Origin of the sequence: Streptomyces sp. NPDC041068, from assembly GCF_040647455.1 — a bacterium.
Taxonomy (GTDB): Bacteria; Actinomycetota; Actinomycetes; order Streptomycetales; family Streptomycetaceae; genus Streptomyces.
Genome location: NZ_JBEZCG010000009.1, coordinates 95,834 through 116,296, shown reverse-complemented (window position 1 = coordinate 116,296; position 20,463 = coordinate 95,834). Strand labels below are relative to the sequence as shown.

The window sequence follows — 20,463 nt, the reverse complement described above, 5'->3', positions numbered from 1 at the left end:
GCTCTGACCTGCGGGTATGGGCACATGCGGAAATGTGCGCGCGGCGCTGCGCAGGGAGGGTTCAGGGAAGATCGAGGGCGATCGGGGATCAGAAGTGCGGCAGTGCTGAGTCGATCAGCAAGCCGGACACATGGCGCTGGACATGCGGCCGAGGTCGACGTGACGCCGACTCACCAAGGCAATTCCAGTGCGATCCATGCCGGAAGCGTGTCACGGGACTTTCGACCCAGTCCAGCATTATCCAAAATGTGGACACCCTTGTCCCGAATCGCGGACAAGGGTGTCGTGGGTCACTCATGGGCCACTTGTGGATCAGGCGCGGTGCGCCCCCGGCCAGGGCCCGGGGGTCACGACGTCCGGCTCCTGCTCGACCTTCGTGTCGAAGAGCTTGAAGCCGCGCCGCTGATAGTTGTCCATGGCGTGCTCGCCGTCCTTGGAGCAGGTGTGCAGCCAGACGCGCTCGGTCGGTGCGAGCCCCGGCCACCGCTCGGCCAGGTCCCAGGCGCGGGCGGTGGCGTACGAGAGGAGGTGGCCGCCGATGCGGCGCCCGCGGAAGGCGGGGATCAGCCCGAAGTAGACGATCTCCACGACGCCCTCCGGCCCGTCGCCGTTCTCGCCCCGGGCCGCCAGCTCCACGTACCCGGCGGGCGTGCCGTTCTCGTGGGCGACCCAGGTCTCCACGCCCGGCCGATCGAGGAGCTTCTGCCACTCGGCGTGGGTGAGGGAGAGCCGGTCGGTCCAGCGGATGTCCCCGCCCACGGACGCGTACAGGAACCGGCTGAACTCGGGCGAGGGCACTTCGGCGCGCACGATCCGCACGTCGCCGTCGGGCGCGGCGGCCGGGAGCAGGTCGGTGGGAGACGTCTGCTCCAGGGACCAGGTGGTGACAGTGATGCTCATGGGGCTCAGAGAATCACGGTCCGAGATCCGCGGCGAGGCCGGGATCCGGTATCCGTGGCGAGGCCGGGATCCGGGCGAGGATGCGGGGCTCAAGGCTCCGCCACGCTCCGCGCCTTCCGTATGGCCGGCGCGGTCGAGTGCGGCAGGAGGTCCGCGGGGCGCTCCGGCAGGACCAGTTCCACGTCGACCTCCTCGTGGAAGCGGTAGGGGCGGTGGGCGATCAGGCCGCCCAAGTAGCGCCGCACGCGGGAGAGTTCGGCGCGCACCGTCACCGTGCGCCCCGGGTCGCCGAACATGTCCTCGGCCAGGCCCGAAGCGGTGCGCCCCGTGGGGTGCGTGGAGAGGAGGTAGAGCAACTCGGCGTGACGCGGGCTCAGTTCATGGGTCCAGTCGCGGGCGCCGCCGAGCACCGCGAGCGTCCACCGGCGCGGGCCGCTGACGTCCAGGACGAGCCGGGTCGCGGCGATCGGCTCGGGGGTGTCGCCGGGGTTCTCCAGGCGAAGCAGCCAGCCGCCGGGCAGCGGCTCCGCCCGGCAGGTGCCGAGTGTCGGCAGCCAAGTGCGGCCGGGGCCGAAGGACTTGGGGAGGGCGAAGCGGTCCTCGGGGGGCATGCCCGTCACCGCGGCGGTCCAGCCGTGCACGTCCACGGCGATCGCCCGGCCGTCCAGGCGGGCCAGGATCGGCGCCGCCACCGCGCGCAGCCGGTCGAGCGACGTGGCGTGCCGCTCGCGCAGCCGGGCCTCGGCGAGCTTGGCCACCGAATCGACCAGGGCGAGCGTCGCAGGATGCATGGTCTGCAGCGGGCCGCTGACGTCGACCACGCCGAGCAGCCTGCCGTCGCGCGGATCGGTGACAGGAGCGCCCGTACACGTCCAGGGGTGGTGGGTCTGCACGAAGTGCTCCGCGGAGAAGACCTGCACGGGGCGGCGCACCACCAGCGGGGTCCCTATGCCGTTCGTGCCGACGACGCTCTCGCTCCAGTCGGCGCCCAGCTCGAAGCCGAGCGAGTCCGCCTTGCGCAGCACCCCGGAACTGCCCTCGCGCCACAGCACGCGGCCGTCCGGGTCGCAGACGACCATGATGTGCTGCGCGGCGTCCGCCACCGACACCAGGGCGTTGCGCAGGACGGGCAGGATCTCCAGGAGCTGCGAGGCGCGGCGGCGCTGCTCCAACTCCTCCTCGTTCAGGAGCCGGGACCGGAAGTCGTGGTCGGGATCGACCCCGCCGAGGATCATCCGCCCCCAGGAGTCGCCGATCACGGGCCGCGGCAGGACGCGCGGCCGCTGCCCTGACAGCGTCGCGTCGCGCACCCCCTTCAAGAGGCGCGCGGCGTGCGCGAGATCCATGGCGGATATGCGCGCGAGATCGATCGTCGACGGGGAGTTCATCACCACTGGGTCCTTTCCGGCCAGACCAGTGCTTAGGGGCATGTATTCATCGTGCCCCCTGAGGGCGTCCCTGGGTGATGCATCGGCGATGAATCAGCGGGAGGCCGCGGCGGGTTGCAACCTCATGCAACTCTGGCGAACGACTGTGCGGTGCCCGAATCTGGTCACAACGCCGCCCGTGCGGTGTTCATGCTCCTCAAGGGGCCTGAAAGACGGGGGTGGTGCCGTGTCGGCGCAGCACCACCCCCGTGTCAGCTCCGGGCGCTAGACCCCCGGGGCCGCCCGTTCCACCACGGACGCCAGATCGAGGCTGTGCGGCAGCGTGCCGAACGCCGCGCCCCAGTCACCGCCGAGCCGTGAGCCGCAGAACGCGTCGGCGACCTCCGGCGGGGCGTGCCGCACGAGCAGCGATCCCTGGAGCACCAGCGCCATGCGCTCCACCAGACGCCGTGCCCGGCCCTCGATGCCGTCCAGGTCGGCCAGTTCGGTCAGCAGGTTCTTGATCGCCCCGTCCAGCCGGTGGTCGGCGCCGCGCGCCTTCCCGACCTCCTGCAGGAAGGCGTTCAGGGCCAGCGGCTCGCGCTGCAGGGCCCGCAGGACGTCCAGGGCCTGCACGTTGCCCGAGCCCTCCCAGATGGAGTTGAGCGGCGCCTCGCGCAGCAGCCGGGGCATGCCCGACTCCTCGACGTAGCCGTTGCCGCCCAGGCACTCCAGGGCCTCGCCCGCGAGCGGCGTACACCGCTTGGTCACCCAGTACTTCGCGGCCGGCAGCGCGAGCCGCAGGAACGCCCGCTCCTGCTCGCCCCCGTCGTCGTACGCCGCGGCGAGCCGGATCGCCAGCGTCGTGGCCGCCTCCGACTCCAGGGCCATGTCCGCGAGGACGTTGCGCATGAGGGGCTTGTCGACCAGCTTGCCGCCGAACGCCTCCCGGTACGTGGCGTGGTGCACCGCCTGCGCGACGGCCTGCCGCATCAGCGCCGCCGAGCCGATCACGCAGTCGAGCCGGGTCGCCGCCACCATCTCGATGATGGTGCGCACCCCGCGCCCCTCCTCCCCGACCCGGCGCGCCCACGTCCCGTCGAACTCGACCTCGCTCGACGCGTTGGACCTGTTGCCCAGCTTGTCCTTGAGCCGCTGGATGGCGAAGACGTTGCGCGAACCGTCCTCCAGGACGCGCGGCACCAGGAAGCAGGTCAGCCCCCGCTCGGCCTGCGCGAGCACCAGGAACGCGTCCGACATCGGCGCCGAACAGAACCACTTGTGCCCCGTCAGCTCGTACGTCCCCTCCTCGGCGAGGGCCCGCGCGCGCGTCGTGTTGGTCCGTACGTCGCTGCCGCCCTGCTTCTCCGTCATGCCCATCCCGAAGAGGACGCCGGCCTTCTGCGACGCCGGGCGCAGCCCCTCGTCGTACACGGTGGAGGTCAGACGCGGCTCCCACTCGGCGGCGAGCGCGGGGTCGGCGCGCAGCGCGGGCACCGCCGCGTGCGTCATCGACACCGGGCAGCCGTGGCCGCCCTCGGTCTGCGTCCACACCAGGAACCCGGCGGCCCGCAGCACATGTCCGCCGGGCCGGGACCAGGCCGAGGTAAGCCCCGCGGAGACCGCCTTGCCGAGCAGCCGGTGCCAGGACGGATGGAAGTCGACCTCGTCGATCCTGTTCCCGTAGCGGTCATGTGTCCGCAGAACGGGAGGATTCTCGTTCGCGAGCACTCCCCACCTCTGCGCCTGGGCGGAACCAGCGGTGCGGCCGAGCAGTGAGAGCTCCTCGTGAGCGGAATCGAGGAGCGCCGGGTCCAGGTGCCGCTCGACGCCCTCCACAAGGGCCCGGTCGGACGCGAATACGTCATATCCCACCAGGGGCGGAGCCTGGTTGGTCACTGTGTGGGTGCTGGCTGCCATGCCGCTACGGTAAGGAGGTGCACCAGGCAAAAGAAACACCCGGGCGGCCCTCTGGCCGCTGGAACCGGGCCCGCGCTCTCTACCGGAACGTCTCCAAGCGCAGGACCGCCTGGCTGCTGCTCAAGGACACCGTCAACTCATGCATTGAGTACCGCATCCTGGGGCTCGCGGCCGAGGCGGCGTTCTTCACGCTCCTTTCCGTGCCGCCGCTGCTCCTGAGCCTCATCGGGCTGCTCGCGTACGTGGACCGGTGGACCGGCGCGGACACCATCGCCAGCGTGCAGAACAACATCCTGGAGGCGTCCCGCACGGTCCTGTCCGACCGGGGCGTCCACCAGATCGCGGAACCGATACTGGACGACGTGCTGCGGGTCAGCCGGCCCGACGTCATCTCCATCGGCTTCCTCTTCGCCCTGTGGTCGGGCTCCCGCGCGGTGAACGTCTTCATCGACACCATCACCGTGATGTACGGCCTCGACGGCGTGCGCGGCATCGTCAAGACGCGGATCCTCGCCTTCGGGCTGTTCATCGTGGCGCTGTTGATCGGTTCGGTGGCGCTGCCGCTGATGGTGGCGGGGCCGGACGCGGTGGTGAAACTCCTGCCGGGCTCGACGACGGTCGTCCAGATCCTCTACTGGCCGGTCGTCGTCATCCTCTCCGTCGTCTTCCTGACCACGCTGTACCACGTGTCCGTGCCGGTGCGTTCGCCGTGGGTGGAGGACATGCCGGGCGCGCTGGTCGCGCTGGCGATGTGGGTGCTCGGCAGCTTCCTGCTCCGCATCTACCTCACCAGCACGGTGGAGGGCCCCACGATCTACGGCTCCCTGGCGGCACCGGTCGCGGTCCTCCTGTGGATCGGCGTATCGGCGTTCGCGGTCCTGGTCGGCGCCGCGGTCAACGCGGCGATCGACCGGGTCTGGCCGTCCGTCGCCACGGCCGCGGCGCGCGCCGCCAACGACCGCATAAGGGAGGCGCAGGCCGCCGAGGTCGTGGCCCGCGCCGCCGCCGCGCGCGAGGCAGTCACGGACCCCGACGACCCCGAAATGCCCTCGGAGTTCCCCGAACGCTGGTCCCGCTTCCTGCCCCCGGACGACGTGACATCACGCCTGCGCACGCACGCGAAGAAGAACGGCACGACTCCTCCTCCGGAGTAGGTGGACAGCCCAAATCACCGGCTTCGCCGAGTTCGTCCTCAAACGCCGGACGGGCTGGAGTGGTCGTGGTGGCGGTCGAGACACTGGCTTCGCCGAGTTCGTCCTCAAACGCCGGACGGGCTGGAATGGTCGTGGCCGCGGCCGAGTCACCGGCTTCGCCGAGTTCGTCCTCAAACGCCGGACAGGCTGGAAGATCCAGTCCGTCCGGCGCTCGTGTTCTTTCAGCCCCTCCGGCGTTTGAGGAGCGGGGTCTGGGGCGGAGCCCCAGTTTCGGGAAGGGGCGGGGTTGGGGAGAGGTCACGCCTTCCAGATGTTTGCCTCCGCGCACTCCCGGGCGAAGTCCGCGAAGTCGCGGGGCGCGCGGCCGAGGGCCTGCTGGACCCCGTCCGAGAGACGGGCATTGCGGCCGTCCAGATTCGTCTCGAACAGGTCGATCAGGAACTCCACCTCCCCCTCCGGCACCCCGAACTCCTTGAGCGCCGAGCCGTACTCCCGCGCGGAGACGGGAACGTACGTGATCTCGCGCCCCGCGGCCGCCGCGACCTCCGCCACCGCCTGGCCGAAGGAGAGGAGACGGGGCCCTGTGAGGTCGAGGGTGCGGTCCGCGAAGCGGGCGGCGGTGTCGGTGAGCGCGGCGACGACCACGTCCGCGATGTCCCGCGTGTCGATGAACGGTTCGAGCACCTCACCGCCGGGGAACACCAGCTCCCCGCCCCGCATCCCGTCCAGGAGCGGCCCCTCGCTGAGGTTCTGCGCGAACCAACTGGCCCGCACGACCGTCCACACCGCCCCGGACTCCCGCACGGCCCGCTCCGTCGCGTCCGCCTGGGCCTCGCCCCGCGCGGACAGCAGCGTCAGGCGCCGTACGCCGAGTTCGACCGCGAGCCGCGCGAACGCGCCCACCGCCTCGGCCGCGCCGGGAGCCCCGACGTCCGGCAGATAGGCGAGGTGCGCCGCGTCGGCGCCCCGCAGGGCGTCCGCCCAGGTCGACCGGTCCGCCCAGTCGAACCGCACCGCGCCGGACCGCGAGGCCGCCCGCACGGTGAGCCCGGCCGCCTCGGCGGACTCCACGACCCTGCGGCCCACCCGGCCGGTCGCGCCCGTCACGAGGACGGTCATGTGCGTCTCGTTCTTCTTGTTGTTCGTCTTGTTCGTCGTCATGCGTTCAGTCAACTGCCCGGCGCCGAGGCCGACCATCGCCCAGGAGCTCACGCGCATGCGCGTGCGTCTACGCTGCCGCCATGGACGTACTCGCAGGCCTCCTCGAGGGCCCCCGCGCGCGGGGAGCCTTCATGATCCGTGCGCTGTTCGACCCGCCCTGGTCGGTCCGCATCGCGGACGAGGCGCCCCTGTCGGTCATGGTCATGGTGCGCGGCACCGGCTGGATCGTCCCCGAGGACGGCGGCCCCGCCCAGCGCATCCGCCCCGGCGACCTCGCCATCGCCCGCGGCCCCGACCACTACACCTGCGCCGGCGAACCCACCACCGCGCCCTTCGCCGAGATCCAGCCGGGCGAGCGCTGCGTGCCCCTGGACGGCGCGCCCGTGGCCCGCTACCGCGACCTCGGCGTGCGCGCCTGGGGCGAGTCGCCGATGAGCTCGGTGGAGATGCTGATCGGCACCTACCAGATGCGCGGCGAGCTCACCGGACGGCTCCTCGACGCACTGCCGCCGCTGCTCGTGCTCCCCACCGAGGTGTGGGACTGCCCGCTCACCCCGCTGCTCGCCGACGAGATCAGCAAGGGCGAGCCGGGCCAGGAGGTCGTCCTCGACCGGCTCCTCGACCTGCTCCTGATCGCCGCGCTGCGCGCCTGGTTCTCCCGCCCGGAGGCGGCGGCCCCCGCCTGGTACCGCGCGCTCGGCGACCCCGTCGTCGGCCGCGCCCTGCGCCTGCTCCAGGACGACCCCGCGCACCCCTGGACGATCGCGGACCTCGCCGCGAAGTCGGGCGTCTCGCGTGCCGCGCTGGCCCGGCGGTTCGCGGACCTCGTGGGAGAGCCCCCGATGACGTACCTGACGAACTGGCGGCTCGCGCTCGCCGCGGACCTGTTGCGCGACACCGACCTGACGATCGCCTCGATAGCCGCCCGCGTCGGGTACGGCAGCGCGTTCGCCCTGTCCAGCGCCTTCAAGCGGGTCTACGGCGTCAGCCCGCAGGAGCACCGCACGCGCGCGGCGTAGCCTGGATCCCGTGGGCACCCAGAACGTCGCGCCCGGCGACTACCGGGAGCGGCCGTCCCGGCTGACCGGCGCGGTCGTCTGGACCCGCGTGGCCACGGGCGCCCCGAGCGACACCCGTCCCGTGCTGCCCGACGGCTGCATGGACCTGCTGTGGACCGAGGGCCGCCTGTTCGTCGCGGGCCCCGACACCCATGCGTACGTCCCCCCGGACGCCGGCGGCCGCTATGTCGGCATCCGCTTCCACCCCGGCACCGCGCCGACCTTCCTCGGCGTCCCGGCCCACGAACTGCGGGACCGCCGCGTGGAGTTGGCCGACCTGTGGAGCGGCGCCGAGGCGCGCCGCCTCACCGAGCGGGTGGACGACGCGGGCGACCCGATGGCCGTCCTTGAGGCCGTCGCCGTGGAGCGCGCCGCCGACGCGGGGCCGCCCGACCCGCTCCTTTCCCACATCGTCAGCTCCCTGGGCGCGGGCCACTCGGTCGCGCGGACCGCGGCGGACGCGGGGGTCAGCGCCCGTCTGCTGCACCGCCGTTCACTGCCCGCCTTCGGGTACGGGCCCAAGACGCTGGCCCGGGTCCTTCGTCTGCAGCGGGCGCTCGCGCTGGCCCGCGAAGGCCTGTCGTACGCGGACACGGCGGCCGTCGCGGGCTTCGCCGACCAGGCCCATCTCGCCCGCGACGTCAAGGAGTTGACGGGGGTGCCGCTCGGCACACTGCTCGGCGGCGGGGGAGGAGGCGGCGGTAGCGGCGGTCCCTAGCGCCCCAGCGGCGCGAAGAGGTCGACGCCGTTGCCGTCCGGGTCGAGCACGACGGCGTACCGCTGCCCCCAGGGCGCGTCGAACGGCTTGAGCTCGCTCGCGTACCCGGCACCCACCAGGTCCTCGTAGGCCGCGTCGACACCCTCGGGCGTCGTGCAGTGGAAGGCGAGCCCGATGCGCCCCGCGGAGGCGGGCGGCCGCCAGTCGGGGTGGAAGGACCGGACGGTCTCCTCCGTGTCGAGGGCGAGGCGCAGGCCGCCGGGCAGGGCGGCCTCGGTGTGCGGCGCGCTCTCGGACCCTTCGGGGAACTCCAGGCCGATCCTGCGGTAGAAGGCGAGCGACGCGGCCATGTCGGAGACGACGAGGCCGATGAGGTCGAAGCGTGGTGTGGGTGTGCTGTTCATGTGCGCGAGCGTAGGCGCGGGGCGCGCGACCGGTCTTGAACGAATCGGACACCACCTGCACGACTGTCCGGACTCCGCGTTCCCCGCTACGGTGGAAAGCATGGATTATCCCGGCGACATCCGGCTCGCGGCGGCCGTCGTGGCCCATCGAGGCCGCGTCCTGCTCGTGCGGCGCAGCGAGACCGAGCGGTTCCTGCCACGGGTGTGGGGCGTTCCGTGCGGGAAGCTCGAACCGGGTGAGAGCCCACGCGACGGCGTGCTGAGGGAGCTCAAGGAGGAGACCGGGCTGCTCGGCCAAGTGCTGCGCAAGGTCGGCGAGTCCTCCTTCGTCAGCACCTTCCGCGGCCACGAGGTGAAGAACTGGCAGGACAACTTCCTCGTCAGGCCGCTCACTTTCGACGTGGCGCTGCCGCTGGCCGACCAGGCCCACCGCTGGCTCGCCCCCGGCGACCTCGACTCGGTGGACATCGACGACTACAACCGCGAGATCGTCCGTCAGGCCTTCCACTGAACATCTGAACATCGCCCTTGAGCCCTGCTTCACCGGCCCGCTGACGAGTGGTCAACTGATCAGTTCCGCGAGGGCGTTCAGCTCCGCCAGATAGTCCTCCACCCCCAGCGGCTTCTTCGCCACCGCCGAGGCGTCGGCCTGTGCCGCGGACGCGCTCGTGAACACGTCCGTGTAGCGCCGCCGACCCGACCCCGTCTCCAGGAACAACGTCACCGTCGGCCCCCGCGAGGCGCACCACGCGCGATGCAGGACGTGCGGCGGCAGGGCGTAGCCGCTGCCCGCCGTGTACTCCGCCGTCTGGGTCAGCCGCAGCCGCGCCCGGCCCGCCGGTTCGAGGAGCCAGTCGCCCTCGTCGCCCGACAGGGACTCCCGGTACCAGGGCGCGACGACGCCGCCACCGGCTTCCGGGCCCGCCGCTTCGTACAGCTCCATGCCGAGCGCGCCCCGCACCACGTACGAGGCAAGGGGCGAGCGGTGGTTGTGGACGTCCTCGCGCGTGTGCGCGCCCGGGTGCCAGATGTGGGCGCGCAGCATGTGCCGCGGTCCGCCGTCGACGAGCAGCAGCTTGTCGAAGCCGAGGATGTGGCGGTACGAGAGGAGCGCGCACCCCGAGGGGTCGCCGAGCCCCTGCGCCAGCTCACGGACGAGCGGCAACAGGCGCTCGGGAGTGCCCAGTTCGGCGATGACCGTGCGGGCGGCCCGCACCAGTTCGTCCCCCGTGGGCCCGTCGAGGGCCCCTTCGAGGAGCCGCCTGGCGACATGGACGTGCGGACCACCCAATGCACTCTCCCCCCAGTTCCCGCGCACGCGCGCCGAGCCGGGGGTTCAGATACCCGGCTGATACATCCATACGGCATGTGCCCGCAGCGCCGAAAGACCTTGATAGGTCATCCACATCGGGTGGGCGAGATCGTCGCCGTCCCATGTCCAGATCCCGCCGTCCTGCTGTCGCCGGACCGCGGCCGCCGCGCCCGAGATCAGCTCCTGCCAGGCCGCTTCCAGGCCCTCGTCCGCCGCGGTCCGCCGGGCGCCCTCGGTGAGCAGGGCCCGCAGCACCCAGGCCGCCGCGAAGTGCCGTACGGAGAGCACCTCGTGGCGCGAGGCGTCCACCGGGTGCGGGCGGCGCACCGTCTCGTGACTGCTCTCCAGGTCCTCGCAGCCGTCGTGCGCGGGGCCGGGGCAGGACAGCAGCCAGCGGATGCCGTCCTGGCGGGTGGCCTGGGCGTTCGCGTCCTCGCCGAGCACCCGCGCCGCCCGGTCGAGGGCCACGACGGCCTGCGCGGTGTGCACGGGCGACGGCGCCACGGGGCGGCCGCCGAGCGGCGCGAGCCGGGCGCCCCAGCAGCGGCGGTGCAGACGCGCGGGGTCGGTGACGGCGCCGTCGACGAGGACCTCGCGCAGCCGCGGCAGGGCGGGCGAGTCCGGGGCCGCGCGCAGCAGTCCGCGCAGCACGGTGGTGACGACGTGGGTCATCTCCAGGCCCGCGGGCTCCAGTTCGCGGCGGAAGCGGTCGGCGCACTGTGCGGCCTCCTCCGCGAGCCGCACCGGGTCCGCGCCGGCCCGCGCGAGCGCGCCGAGCACCAGCGCGGTCACCTCGGGGCGCGGCACGGCCCCTTGGGAGCGCGCCGCCCAGCCGCCGTCGGGAAGGCGCAGCCGCCACAGCGTCTCGACCAGGTCGGTGGCGCGCAACCGGCCGTCGGGCACGCCGAGTTCGAGCACGATGTGCAGTCCGTACGCGGTGCCGGTCGGGGTCGGCCGCACCGGCTGCGCCTCCTCGTCGAGGGCGTGCGGCCAGCCGCTGAGACGGCCCCGCAGCGGATCGTCGAAGACGGTCAGGCGCTCGGTGAGCGTGGCGTACGAGGCGGCGGACAGACCCGGCAGCGGTCCGGGCCCGCCCGTAGCCCCGTCCTCCGGTTCGGCCGCGCGCCCGCCGCGCGGCGCGGGCACGCCGTCGAGGGTGCCGACGGGCTCGCCGTCCGCCGCGCCCCTGGCCCGTATCAGGGCGCCCGCGAGCCAGACGGAGAGCCCCGTGCCGAGGCCGCTGACCACGGCGAGCGAGTAGCGGGCGGTGTCCCCGTAGAGGCTGTCGGGCAGCAGCCCCACCAGGGCCTGGAACACGGCGTATCCCACGGCGATCGGCCCGAACCTGCCGAGCCATGCCACGAGCCGCCCGGACGGCGGTCCGGGCGGTGGCTCGGGCGGCGCGGGCGGTCCTGCGGGGTCTGTGCTGCCGCGCACGTGTGCTGGGTGCATGAACTCCCCTTACCCATATGACTCTTGTGGCGAAAGGGGGTGAGTGCAACAGTTCTGCGCCAGTGGCCCTGCCCTGAGCGGCGTGCGGGTCACCTCCGTCCGGTGAGGGAGAACACGTAGCCGAAGCGATCGCGGCGCGCGGCCAGTTCGTACGCGGGGAGCACGCCGGGGCCGCACGACTGCGAGCCGATGCCGTGCACGCCCGCGTCGAGGTTGACCCAGACCGTGTCACCGGGCACGAGGTCGGTGCGGTGCCGGGCGGCGTCGAGCTGTTCGGTGGTCCAGCGGCGCGCGGTGAACGCGGCGTCGTGGTCGCTCGCGATCCGCAGGCCGCCCACCTCCGCCCACCGGACGTCCGCGCGGGCACCGTTCTCCTGCGGGCGCACGTACGGGGTCTGGAGGGCGTCGACGTCGGACTCCCACACGCCGATCATCGAGGCCGCCGTGGTGTCGGGATAGGCCTCGCCCGGGCCGCCGCCGAACCACCGCACCCGGTCCGGCGCGCCGGGCAGCCCGAAGCGGACGCCGACGCGGGGGAGCGGCACCGTCCACTCGCCCTCCGGTGCCACGTCCACCGTCAGCGCGAGCCGCACCCCGTCCGAGCGCCAGCGGTAGGCCACGCGCAGGCCCAGGTCGCTCGCCGCCGGCGCCACGCGGGTGCGTACGGTCACGGAGTCGTCGCCCAGGTCCACGGTGTCGACGCGGTGGTGCACGCGGTCCAGGCCCAGCTTGCGCCAGCGCGCGGCCACGGACGGTTCGGGGCGCCAGGGCATGCCGTTGTCGTTGTCGGTGGGCGCACGCCACACGTCCAGGCGCAGGTCCCTGATCTCCAGGTCGCCGAGGGAGAGCAGCGTTCCGCGGTCGTCGAAGGCGGCGGGGCCGAGCACGATCCGCCGCCCCTCGCGCACCGGGGCCACACCGCCCGGCGCGGGCAGGACCATGCCGACCTCGACGGGCAGTTGGGCCCACGCGACCACATGGCCGCGATCAGCCCATGCCGCGTCCTCGGCCAGTCGTGCCCGCACGGTCCACCGCGTCTCCGCGTCTTGGCCCCGCGTCGGCGCGGGCGGGAGCTTCACCTCGACTCGTTCGCCGGGCGCGAGAGGGGGCACGGGCAGGACACCGTCGGCCACGCTCTCGCCGTCCACCTCGTACGACCAGGTGAACGCCAGGTGGGAGAGGTCCGCGAAGTCGTGCAGATTGGTGATCCCGACGGTGCCTGCGCGCCCGTCGCCCTCGACGCGGACCGGCTCGATCACCTTCTTGTACTCGATCAGGCCGGGGGACGGCGTCCGGTCGGGCAGGAGCAGCCCGTCGCAGACGAAGTTCCCGTCGTGGAGCTCCTCGCCGAAGTCGCCGCCGTACGCGTATCCGTACGTCGGGTGCGCGATGCCGTGGTCGATCCACTCCCAGATGAAGCCGCCCTGGAGCCGCTCGTACGTCTCGAAGAGCCGCTGGTACTCGCTCAGGCCGCCGGGGCCGTTGCCCATCGCGTGCCCGTACTCGCACAGGACGAAGGGGAGTTCGCCGCGGCGCTCCGGTCCCTCGTCGGTGCCCCGGCCGATGCTCTCGACCTCGGCGTGGTCGGCGTACATCCGCGAGTAGACGTCGGTGTCCTTGCAGGACCTGTCGCCCTCGTAGTGCAGGAGGCGGCTGTCGTCGCGCGCGCGGATCCACTCGGCCATGGCGGTCAGGCCGCGCCCCGTCCCGCATTCGTTGCCGAGCGACCACAGGACGACCGAAGGGTGGTTCTTGTCGCGTTCGACCATGCGGGCCGCGCGGTCCAGGAGGGCGGGCGTCCAGCGGTCGTCGTCGACCGGGTTGCCGCGCCAGCCGACCGCCCCGAAGCCATGGGTCTCCAGGTCGCACTCGTCGATCACCCACAGGCCGAGCTCGTCGCACAGGTCGAGGAAGGCGGGGTGCGGCGGATAGTGGCTGGTGCGGACCGCGTTGATGTTGTGACGCTTCATCAGCAGCACGTCCGCGCGCATGGTGTCGAGGTCGACGGCGCGGCCCGTCTCCGGGTGGAACTCGTGGCGGTTGACGCCCCGCAGCAGGATCGGGCGGCCGTTGACCTTGATGAGGCCGTCCTCGACGGCGACCGTGCGGAAGCCCACGCGCAGCGGGATCCGCTCGCCCGCCGTGGCGAGCACGCCGTCGTAGAGCCGCGGGGTCTCGGCGGTCCACGGCCGCACGGGCACGGTGACCTGCTCGCCCGTGGCGACGTCGATGCCCAACTCGCCCACGGTGACCCGCCCTTGGACGTCCGAGTCCACCCGCAGCGTGCCCGTTCCCGCGCGGTGGTCGTACGAGGCGTGGACGAAGAAGTCGCCCGCGCAGCCCTCGGGCCGGTGCAGCAGCGTCACGTCGCGGAAGATGCCCGGCAGCCACCACTGGTCCTGGTCCTCCAGGTACGAGCCGGACGACCACTGGTGGACGCGGACCGCGAGGACGTTGCCCTCGGGGCGAAGCAGCGGGCCGACCGCGAACTCGTGGGCGAGGCGGGAGCCCTTGAACTCGCCGAGCTCCGTGCCGTTCAGCCAGACGCGGGCGCAGGACTCGACGCCGTCGAAGCGGAGCACGCCGTCGCCGTCGGCGGGCCAGGATGCGGGGAGGTCGAAGGTGCGCAGATGGTCGCCGGTGGGGTTCTCGGTGGGCACGCGCGGCGGGTCCAGCGGGAACGGATAGAGCTGGTTCGTGTACTGGGGCGCGCCGTGGCCCTGGAGCACCCAGTGCCCCGGCACGGCGATCTCGTGCCAGGCGCCTGCGTCGTACGCGCCGGACGCGAAGGAGGTGTCCTCGGAGTCCGCGGCGGGGGAGAGGCGGAAGCGCCATCTGCCGTTCAGGGAGAGAGCGGCGGCGTCCGACGTCGCGTACCAGGATCGGGGCGGGAGGCTTCCGGTGCCGGGGGATACGTCCTCGTGGCGGGGGAGGTCCATGCGTCCATCAGACCGTGCCGGGGCGGCGCCCCACAATTGTTTCGGAGCGGGAGTTGTTGGACTCTTCGGGCACGGCTTGGACGGGTGGCGAGCGGCGTGCGGATATCGCAGCGGTGAGGGGAGGGTTGAGCTGAAATCCGTTGAACTATGGCGCCTGTACAACGGTATCGGTAACTTGTCGTGGCATGGACCAACGATCTGATCCGTCGGTGCTGCCCGCCGAGCTGCCCGTGACCGACCGCACCCGGCACCGCCGCCTGCGGGAGCAGGGCAGCCTGGAGCGCGCCGACCTCGAAGCGATCCTCGACGCGGGCTTCGTCTGCCACCTCGGCGTCGTCGTCGACGGCCACCCGATGGTCGTGCCCACCGTCTACGGCCGTGACGACACCCAGCTCTTCCTGCACGGCTCCGTCGCCGGCCGCAGCCTGGCGGCGGACCCCGAGGCGTCGGTCTGCGTCACCGTCACGCACGTCGACGGGCTGATCCTCGCCCGCTCCGTCTTCGAGCACGGCGTCAACTACCGCAGCGCGATGATCCACGGAGTGCCGCGCAAGGTGACCGACCCCGAGGAGAAGCTGCGCGGCCTGCGCCTGCTCACCGAGCACGTGACGCCCGGCCAGTGGGACTACGCCCGCCGCCCCAGCCGCAAGGAACTCGCCGCGACCACCCTGCTCGCCCTCTCGCTCGCCGAGGCCTCGGTCAAGATCTCGGCGGGCCCGCCGGGCGACGGCGAGGGCCCGGACGCGGAACGGGGCATCTGGGCGGGGAACCTGCCGCTGGTGTCGAGGTGGGGGACGCCGGTACCGGACCCGCTGCTTCCGGCGGGGACGGCCCCGCCGCCCCACATCGAGAGACGGGGCGGCGCGCGGCACGCAGGGGCGCCCCGTTAGGGGCGCGGGGAACTGCGCGACAAGCCCTCGCGAGCCTCCGGAAGAACGGAAGGCTCAGCCGACGTCGACACGCTTCGGCGCTTCACACCCGTGTGCCCTCGCGGACCGCTCCGCAAAGGCCTTCAATGCGGCCCGCTCATAGTCCCGATCAGCCGCGGAGGTCCTTTCCTCCGCCTCATCCGCCCGCACCGTGAACAACGCAGGTCCACCCCCGCCCCGGCACACCGCGCTCAATCCGTAGCCACCGTCCCGCTCCCGATGGCCACCGCGCTCGTTCTCCGCGTACGGACCGAAGGACGCGACCAGGCGAAAGATCCGCGTCCGCTCGGCCGAGCGGACGACGGGCGTACCGACCCGCCCGCCGGCCACGACGCACACCTCCACCGGCGCCCCGGAGACCTCGCTCTCCCAGGCCCGGGACGCCCGCGAGCCCCGGCCGGGCAGGCCCCGGCAGGACCCGGACGCGTCGGCGAGCGGCACGTCCTCGTCGGCGTTCACCGGGAGCCCCACCGTACGCAGCGGCCTGCCCGGCTTCGCGTCGCAGTCCCACTTCTCGGAGGCCTTCGTGGCCGTCGCGGTGGCGATCCGCGCGTACGCCGTGCGCTCGCGGGGGTCGTCGAGGGTGCCGACCTCCTTCCCCACGGCGACCGTGACGAGCAGGGAGCCGCGGTCGCGGGCGCAGTCCATGAGCACCGCCGTGGTCGCGGACTCGCCGCCGGCCGCGCTGCTGAAGCCCTCGCCGGTGGTGAACAGGCCGTGCCAGCCGCCGCCGAGCGCGGCGGGCGGCAGTTCGGTCGACACCGCCGGGTACAACGGCCCGTACCCGCTCCCGAGTTCGGAGTCGCGAGGCGGCCTGTCGGCGGCCTCGCGCTCCGGTACGCGCTGCACGCTCACCTCCACCGAGGCATCGTGTGTCGGGTGTCCCGCGCCGTGCTCGGTCCTGCGGCTCACGTCGCAGGAGACCGTCTTCGCCCCGCCCCGAGCGGCCCGTGCCGCGTACGTCACGTCCGGCCTGCCGGGGCCGCTGTTGTAGGGCCCGTCGCCGAGCACCGCCCGCGTCTCGTCCGCGGCGAGGACGCCCTCGCACGCCTCGGCGAGCACCTGCCGTGCCTCGCCGCGTTCGCGCGGCCCGCCCCACCAGTAGTAGCCGCCCGCGATCAGGGCCAGGGCGACCAGGGCTCCGCAGGACGAGAGAACCACCCGCCCCGCCTTCGTCTCCCACGTCAGCCGCGCCACTGCGCCACCTCTCCCATGACCTTCGTGTCCCGGCAGTGTGAGCGCCGCGGCCAGCCGTCGGGCGCCGCCAGATAGCGGTCGAGCACGGCGCGCGCCTGCCGCGAGAGCCGTCGCCGCTCCTCGGGCTCCAGGACGGCCCTGCCCTCCTGCGGCCCGTAGTCGAAGTCGAGTTGGGGGGTGACGGTCACGCGGTGGTAGGTCGGCCCCGCCACGCACTCGGACCGCGCCCACAGGGCGAGCTGCGGGTCGTCGCCGGACTCCTCGACCGTCACCGGCTTGTCGGGATCAGGCCGCTCGCCCGGATCGGTCCGCTTGTCGGGGTCCGGTACGTAACCGTTGTCCTGGTGGTGGTCGTACGCCCCGGTCGCGAGGACGCCCGACCAGCTCTCCGCGCCCACCGCCTTGATCGTGAGCTCGCCGGGGGAGCCCGCGATGTCGTCCCAGCGCCCGCCGCACGTGCCGGTGCGTCGGCTGTACGTTGTGGCGTTCCCGTCGAAGGTCCAGTCGCCCGGCGTGAACCGCAGCGCCTCGGGGGAGAGCCAGGTGCAGAGCTTCGGCGCCTTCGCCGGGGCTCCGGCGGGCTCGGTGCTCAGCGGCTCGACGCCGCAACCCTGCTTCCTCGTCACCCAGTTGGCCACGTCCGCCGCCGTACGGGAGGCGAGCAGCCGGTCGTCCTTCGGGACGTGGTTCTCGTCGGCCGTCGACGGCAGGTCCACCGCGACGAGCAGGTCCCGCGCCGGGCGGACCCGTCCCGTCAGGCCCTTCGGGCAGTCGACCAGCAGCGAGGCCGACACCGTGCTGCCGCGCAGCCGGTCCTCGGTGGTCACGGATCCCAACGCGCTGTCCGGCAGGGGCAGTTCGAAGCCGCCGTCGAGCATGGGCGCGGAGGCGGTGCGGGTCAGCACGGCCTCGGCCCGGACCCGCGCCTGCGCGTCCGGCTCCCAGGCGTCCTCGACGTCGCCCCACGACAGCGTGCAGTCGAGCAGGGCACGGCTCTCCTGCCGGGGCCGCAGCATCGTGCCGAACTCGACGAGGACGCCGGGCCCGTCGGTCGTGGCGAAGGAGCTCAGCTCCCCGGGGAGCAGGCCCGCGCACCCCCGCTCCAACTGCTCCTGGCGGGCGGCCATCAGCTCGTCCCTGTCCTCGGCCGTCGACACGGCGAACCAGGTCGCGGACGCCGCGACGAGCACCGTCACCACCAGAGCCGCGAGCAGCCAGGTGCGCCGTCGCACCGCACGCAGGGCGCCCTTCTCGGGCATGGCGCTCCCCTTCCCCCGTGAATCGCACCAAGATCAGGTGGGGACGGTATCAAGTGGGAACTCTTGTCGCCGGTGGGGGCTTCTGCTTGACTCCGGCCGCCGGAACGCCGCTTCGCAAGGGGAGGTCGTCATGGAGATCACGCGCAGACGCCTGCTGTCCGCCCTGTCGGCCGCCGGACTCCTGGCGGTGATCCCCGTGGGCCACGCGGACGCGGACGTGGCCCGCGTCGCGGCCGACCGCGCCCGGCTGCTCGCCAACACCGTCGCCGTCTTCGCCGGGACCGAGGCGTCCAACGCCCGCCCGGAGGCGGCCGCGAAGCTCGCCGCGATCGAGAGGACGGCGCGGACCAATCTGAAGTCGATGGACGACGCGGCCGAGGGCGAGCTCTTCGCGGGCCTGGTGCTCGGCACCGACGAGGCCAACCTCAACACCGCCTACCGCAGGCTGTACGAGATCGCCCTCGCCACCCGCGCCCCCCGGGCCCCCTCCGACCTGTACGGGAACACGGCCGTGCAGCGCCGCGTGATCGACGGCCTGGTCCGGCTGCACGAGCGGTACTACGGCGACCAGTCCAAGGGCTACTACGGCAACTGGTTCCACTGGGAGATAGGCATATCGCAGCACATCAGCAGGACGCTCGTGCTGCTGGCCGACGAAGTGCGGGCGTACAGACCGGAGTTGACGCGCACCTACGTCGCCTCCATGGACGCCTACCTCCGCAACGGCACCGATGGCGACGTGGACCTCGACTCGCGCTTCCACACCGGCGCCAACCTCGCCGACATCACCACCAACCGCATCCTGCAGGGCGCGCTCCTGGACGACGGGGGCGAGGCCCGGATCCGCAAGGCCCTCACCGACCAGCTGACGGTCTTCGTCACCATCGACCCGTACCACCTCGACCACGGTGTCACGGACGGCCATTACGCGGACGGCTCCTTCATCCAGCACGCCTCGGTCGCGTACACCGGCTCGTACGGCAAGGGCCTGCTGACCCGTGTCGTGCAGACCCTGAAGATCCTCGACGGCACGGGCTTCGCCCACGGCGAGGAGCTGGTGCCGACCGTGTACGGCTGGGTGAGGAACGGCTTCGCCCCGCTGATCTTCGAGGGCTGGATGATGGAGATCGTCAAGGGCCGCGCGGTGTCGCGCACGGACTCCGGCTACACCGACGTGGCGGTGGTCGTCGAGGCCGTCGTCGACCTCTCCTCGCTCGCGACGGGCGCCGGGGCCACTGCCCTGAAGAGCTATGTGAAGCACATCAGGGCCACCTCGCGCGCCGCCCTCGACCCGGCCCGCTTCGTCTCACCGGTCAGCGTCGTGCGCTATGCCGACATCGTCGCCGACGCCGCCGTGGAGCCCGCCGACCTCAACCCCGCAGCGCGCAGCGTCGCGTTCAACGCCATGGACAAGACCGTGCACCGCAGGCCGGGCTACGCCTTCGCGCTCGCGCGCAGCTCGGAGCGGATCAGCAAGTACGAGTACATGAGCGGCGAGAACCTCATGCCGTGGTTCCAGGGCGACGGCGCCTACTACCTCTACCTCTCCGGGCAGGACCAGACGCAGGCGTACGGCGTCGACTACTACACCACCGTTTCGCCGTACGGCCTCGCGGGCGTCACCGCCCCCGTCGAACAGCGCCGCACCGTACCGGAGTTGTACGGCAAGCCCTTCTACGACAACCCAGGCCACCCGCTCCACTTCACCTCGTCGTCACAGGCGCAGAACAAGTACGTCTACTTCCCGCGCGGCACGAACCGCCACTCGGGTGGGGCCGTGCTCGGCGCGTACGGCGCGGCCTGCGCGGTGCAGTCGAGCGACGCGGCGTACCACGACCGGCGCCTGCTGCCCGACGACTTCGTCGTGTACCGGAACGCGACCGCGACGAAGTCGTGGTTCCTGCTCGACGACGAGATCGTGGTCCTGGCCGCGGACGTCGGCGACGACGCGGGACGGGCCGTCACCACGACCGTCGACGCCCGCACCGCGGCCCCCGGCGACCGGACCTCGCTTACCGGCATGCTCCGCGACGGCCGCCCCTGGACCGGTCCGGGCACCGCCGACCTGCGCTGGCTGCGCTACGCCAACGCCACGCAGGGCACCTCCGTCGGCTACCTCTTCCTCGACACCCCACGGGTGCGGGTCACCCAGGATCTTGTCACCCGCAGCCGCCGGGTCGTGCGCACCGCCAACCCCGATACCGCGGTGACCCGTTCGGTCCTCGGCGTCACGGTCGACGGGGCGGCGGGGGCACGTCCCGGCCGCCTCGCCTACGCGCTGGTGCCGAACGCGGGCGAGGCCCAGCTGCGCGCCCACCGCCATGGGCCCGTCCAGGTCCTCGCCAACTCACCGCGCCTGCAGGCTGTGACGCACACCGGCCTCGGTCTGACGGCGGCCAACACCTTCATGCCGGGGCGGCACGAGACGGCGGGCCTGCGCGTGGACGGACCCGCCTCGGTGATCGTGCACCGCCGGGGCCGGCGCGGCGCGACCACCTCCGTAGCCGTGTCCGACCCGACCATGGCCAGGGGCACCGTCACGCTCCTGCTGCGCGGCCGCCGTCTGCGCGAGGTCACCGCGGACCCGGAGGTCCGGGTGAGCCGGGTCCCCGGCGGCACCCGCGTCGAGGTGAACACCCACCACGCGTACGGCAGGAGCTTCACGGTCACGCTGGCGGGCTGACCGCCCCGCG

At 72.8% G+C, this 20,463-nt stretch carries 17 protein-coding genes; 6 read left to right on the top strand and 11 right to left on the bottom strand.

What is annotated here, in order from left to right:
• Positions 1-114 precede the first annotated feature (114 nt).
• The 4 genes from AB0B50_RS21870 to AB0B50_RS21855 all read right to left on the bottom strand — a co-directional run bounded on the left by AB0B50_RS21870 (position 115) and on the right by AB0B50_RS21855 (position 4,187).
• On the bottom strand, positions 115-198 hold the full coding sequence (locus AB0B50_RS21870) for a putative leader peptide (protein WP_320591900.1): 84 nt from the start codon (positions 196-198) through the stop codon (positions 115-117).
• A 114-nt stretch (positions 199-312) separates the two neighbouring features.
• Positions 313-900: a GNAT family N-acetyltransferase gene (locus tag AB0B50_RS21865; protein WP_362334227.1), complete on the bottom strand. Its 588-nt coding sequence runs from the start codon at positions 898-900 to the stop codon at positions 313-315.
• A gap of 89 nt (positions 901-989) precedes the next feature.
• The gene (locus tag AB0B50_RS21860) at positions 990-2,288 is read right to left on the bottom strand and encodes a GAF domain-containing protein (RefSeq protein WP_362334870.1); all 1,299 of its coding nucleotides are present in this window, start codon (positions 2,286-2,288) and stop codon (positions 990-992) included.
• Positions 2,289-2,552: 264 nt separating this feature from the next.
• Positions 2,553-4,187, bottom strand: coding sequence for an acyl-CoA dehydrogenase family protein (locus tag AB0B50_RS21855; RefSeq protein WP_362334225.1), 1,635 nt, complete (start codon positions 4,185-4,187; stop codon positions 2,553-2,555).
• 17 nt (positions 4,188-4,204) lie between these two features.
• Here AB0B50_RS21855 and AB0B50_RS21850 point away from each other — a divergent pair, with 17 nt between their 5' ends.
• Positions 4,205-5,341, top strand: a complete 1,137-nt coding sequence (locus AB0B50_RS21850) for a YihY/virulence factor BrkB family protein (protein WP_362334222.1) — start codon at positions 4,205-4,207, stop codon at positions 5,339-5,341.
• Between the two features lie 297 nt (positions 5,342-5,638).
• On the opposite strand, the gene AB0B50_RS21845 is transcribed toward AB0B50_RS21850, so the two are convergent.
• Positions 5,639-6,502, bottom strand: coding sequence for an NAD(P)H-binding protein (locus AB0B50_RS21845; protein WP_362334867.1), 864 nt, complete (start codon positions 6,500-6,502; stop codon positions 5,639-5,641).
• A gap of 80 nt (positions 6,503-6,582) precedes the next feature.
• On the opposite strand from AB0B50_RS21845, the gene AB0B50_RS21840 reads away from it, so the two are divergent.
• Both AB0B50_RS21840 and AB0B50_RS21835 read left to right on the top strand, forming a co-directional pair.
• The gene (locus AB0B50_RS21840; protein WP_362334219.1) at positions 6,583-7,521 is read left to right on the top strand and encodes an AraC family transcriptional regulator; all 939 of its coding nucleotides are present in this window, start codon (positions 6,583-6,585) and stop codon (positions 7,519-7,521) included.
• Positions 7,522-7,531: 10 nt separating this feature from the next.
• Positions 7,532-8,278, top strand: coding sequence for a DUF6597 domain-containing transcriptional factor (locus tag AB0B50_RS21835; protein WP_362334216.1), 747 nt, complete (start codon positions 7,532-7,534; stop codon positions 8,276-8,278).
• Here AB0B50_RS21835 and AB0B50_RS21830 read toward each other — a convergent pair.
• Complete coding sequence (locus tag AB0B50_RS21830; RefSeq protein WP_362334214.1) at positions 8,275-8,682, bottom strand: VOC family protein; 408 nt, start codon at positions 8,680-8,682, stop codon at positions 8,275-8,277. The genes AB0B50_RS21835 and AB0B50_RS21830 overlap by 4 nt on opposite strands.
• A gap of 100 nt (positions 8,683-8,782) precedes the next feature.
• On the opposite strand from AB0B50_RS21830, the gene AB0B50_RS21825 reads away from it, so the two are divergent.
• Positions 8,783-9,193 carry an NUDIX hydrolase gene (locus tag AB0B50_RS21825; RefSeq protein WP_362334212.1) on the top strand — a complete coding sequence of 137 codons (411 nt, stop codon included), beginning with the start codon at positions 8,783-8,785 and terminating at the stop codon, positions 9,191-9,193.
• 51 nt (positions 9,194-9,244) lie between these two features.
• Here AB0B50_RS21825 and AB0B50_RS21820 read toward each other — a convergent pair whose 3' ends face one another.
• From AB0B50_RS21820 to AB0B50_RS21810, 3 genes are all read right to left on the bottom strand, one after another.
• Positions 9,245-9,973 carry a hypothetical protein gene (locus AB0B50_RS21820; protein ID WP_362334209.1) on the bottom strand — a complete coding sequence of 243 codons (729 nt, stop codon included), beginning with the start codon at positions 9,971-9,973 and terminating at the stop codon, positions 9,245-9,247.
• Positions 9,974-10,018: 45 nt separating this feature from the next.
• The gene (locus AB0B50_RS21815) at positions 10,019-11,446 is read right to left on the bottom strand and encodes a hypothetical protein (RefSeq protein WP_362334207.1); all 1,428 of its coding nucleotides are present in this window, start codon (positions 11,444-11,446) and stop codon (positions 10,019-10,021) included.
• A gap of 89 nt (positions 11,447-11,535) precedes the next feature.
• A complete protein-coding gene (locus AB0B50_RS21810) occupies positions 11,536-14,385 on the bottom strand; it encodes a glycoside hydrolase family 2 TIM barrel-domain containing protein (RefSeq protein ID WP_362334204.1) in 2,850 nt (949 codons plus the stop codon).
• A gap of 185 nt (positions 14,386-14,570) precedes the next feature.
• On the opposite strand from AB0B50_RS21810, the gene AB0B50_RS21805 reads away from it, so the two are divergent.
• The gene (locus AB0B50_RS21805) at positions 14,571-15,275 is read left to right on the top strand and encodes a pyridoxamine 5'-phosphate oxidase family protein (RefSeq protein ID WP_362334200.1); all 705 of its coding nucleotides are present in this window, start codon (positions 14,571-14,573) and stop codon (positions 15,273-15,275) included.
• Between the two features lie 54 nt (positions 15,276-15,329).
• Here the strand turns inward: AB0B50_RS21805 and AB0B50_RS21800 are convergent, their stop codons facing one another.
• Positions 15,330-16,511, bottom strand: coding sequence for a hypothetical protein (locus AB0B50_RS21800; RefSeq protein WP_362334197.1), 1,182 nt, complete (start codon positions 16,509-16,511; stop codon positions 15,330-15,332).
• Positions 16,499-17,770, bottom strand: a complete 1,272-nt coding sequence (locus tag AB0B50_RS21795; RefSeq protein ID WP_362334194.1) for a hypothetical protein — start codon at positions 17,768-17,770, stop codon at positions 16,499-16,501. The genes AB0B50_RS21800 and AB0B50_RS21795 overlap by 13 nt, the downstream gene beginning before the upstream one ends.
• 130 nt (positions 17,771-17,900) lie before the next feature.
• On the opposite strand from AB0B50_RS21795, the gene AB0B50_RS21790 reads away from it, so the two are divergent.
• A complete protein-coding gene (locus AB0B50_RS21790) occupies positions 17,901-20,453 on the top strand; it encodes a polysaccharide lyase family 8 super-sandwich domain-containing protein (RefSeq protein ID WP_362334191.1) in 2,553 nt (850 codons plus the stop codon).
• Positions 20,454-20,463: the final 10 nt, after the last annotated feature.

Coding starts and splice junctions, on each gene's coding strand:
- AB0B50_RS21870 (WP_320591900.1), bottom strand. CDS start 198: ATGGATCGCACTGGAATTGCCTTGGTGAGTCGGCGTCACGTCGACCTC.
- AB0B50_RS21865 (WP_362334227.1), bottom strand. CDS start 900: ATGAGCATCACTGTCACCACCTGGTCCCTGGAGCAGACGTCTCCCACC.
- AB0B50_RS21860 (WP_362334870.1), bottom strand. CDS start 2,288: ATGAACTCCCCGTCGACGATCGATCTCGCGCGCATATCCGCCATGGAT.
- AB0B50_RS21855 (WP_362334225.1), bottom strand. CDS start 4,187: ATGGCAGCCAGCACCCACACAGTGACCAACCAGGCTCCGCCCCTGGTG.
- AB0B50_RS21845 (WP_362334867.1), bottom strand. CDS start 6,502: ATGACGACGAACAAGACGAACAACAAGAAGAACGAGACGCACATGACC.
- AB0B50_RS21840 (WP_362334219.1), top strand. CDS start 6,583: ATGGACGTACTCGCAGGCCTCCTCGAGGGCCCCCGCGCGCGGGGAGCC.
- AB0B50_RS21830 (WP_362334214.1), bottom strand. CDS start 8,682: ATGAACAGCACACCCACACCACGCTTCGACCTCATCGGCCTCGTCGTC.
- AB0B50_RS21825 (WP_362334212.1), top strand. CDS start 8,783: ATGGATTATCCCGGCGACATCCGGCTCGCGGCGGCCGTCGTGGCCCAT.
- AB0B50_RS21815 (WP_362334207.1), bottom strand. CDS start 11,446: ATGCACCCAGCACACGTGCGCGGCAGCACAGACCCCGCAGGACCGCCC.
- AB0B50_RS21810 (WP_362334204.1), bottom strand. CDS start 14,385: ATGGACCTCCCCCGCCACGAGGACGTATCCCCCGGCACCGGAAGCCTC.
- AB0B50_RS21805 (WP_362334200.1), top strand. CDS start 14,571: ATGGACCAACGATCTGATCCGTCGGTGCTGCCCGCCGAGCTGCCCGTG.
- AB0B50_RS21795 (WP_362334194.1), bottom strand. CDS start 17,770: ATGCCCGAGAAGGGCGCCCTGCGTGCGGTGCGACGGCGCACCTGGCTG.
- AB0B50_RS21790 (WP_362334191.1), top strand. CDS start 17,901: ATGGAGATCACGCGCAGACGCCTGCTGTCCGCCCTGTCGGCCGCCGGA.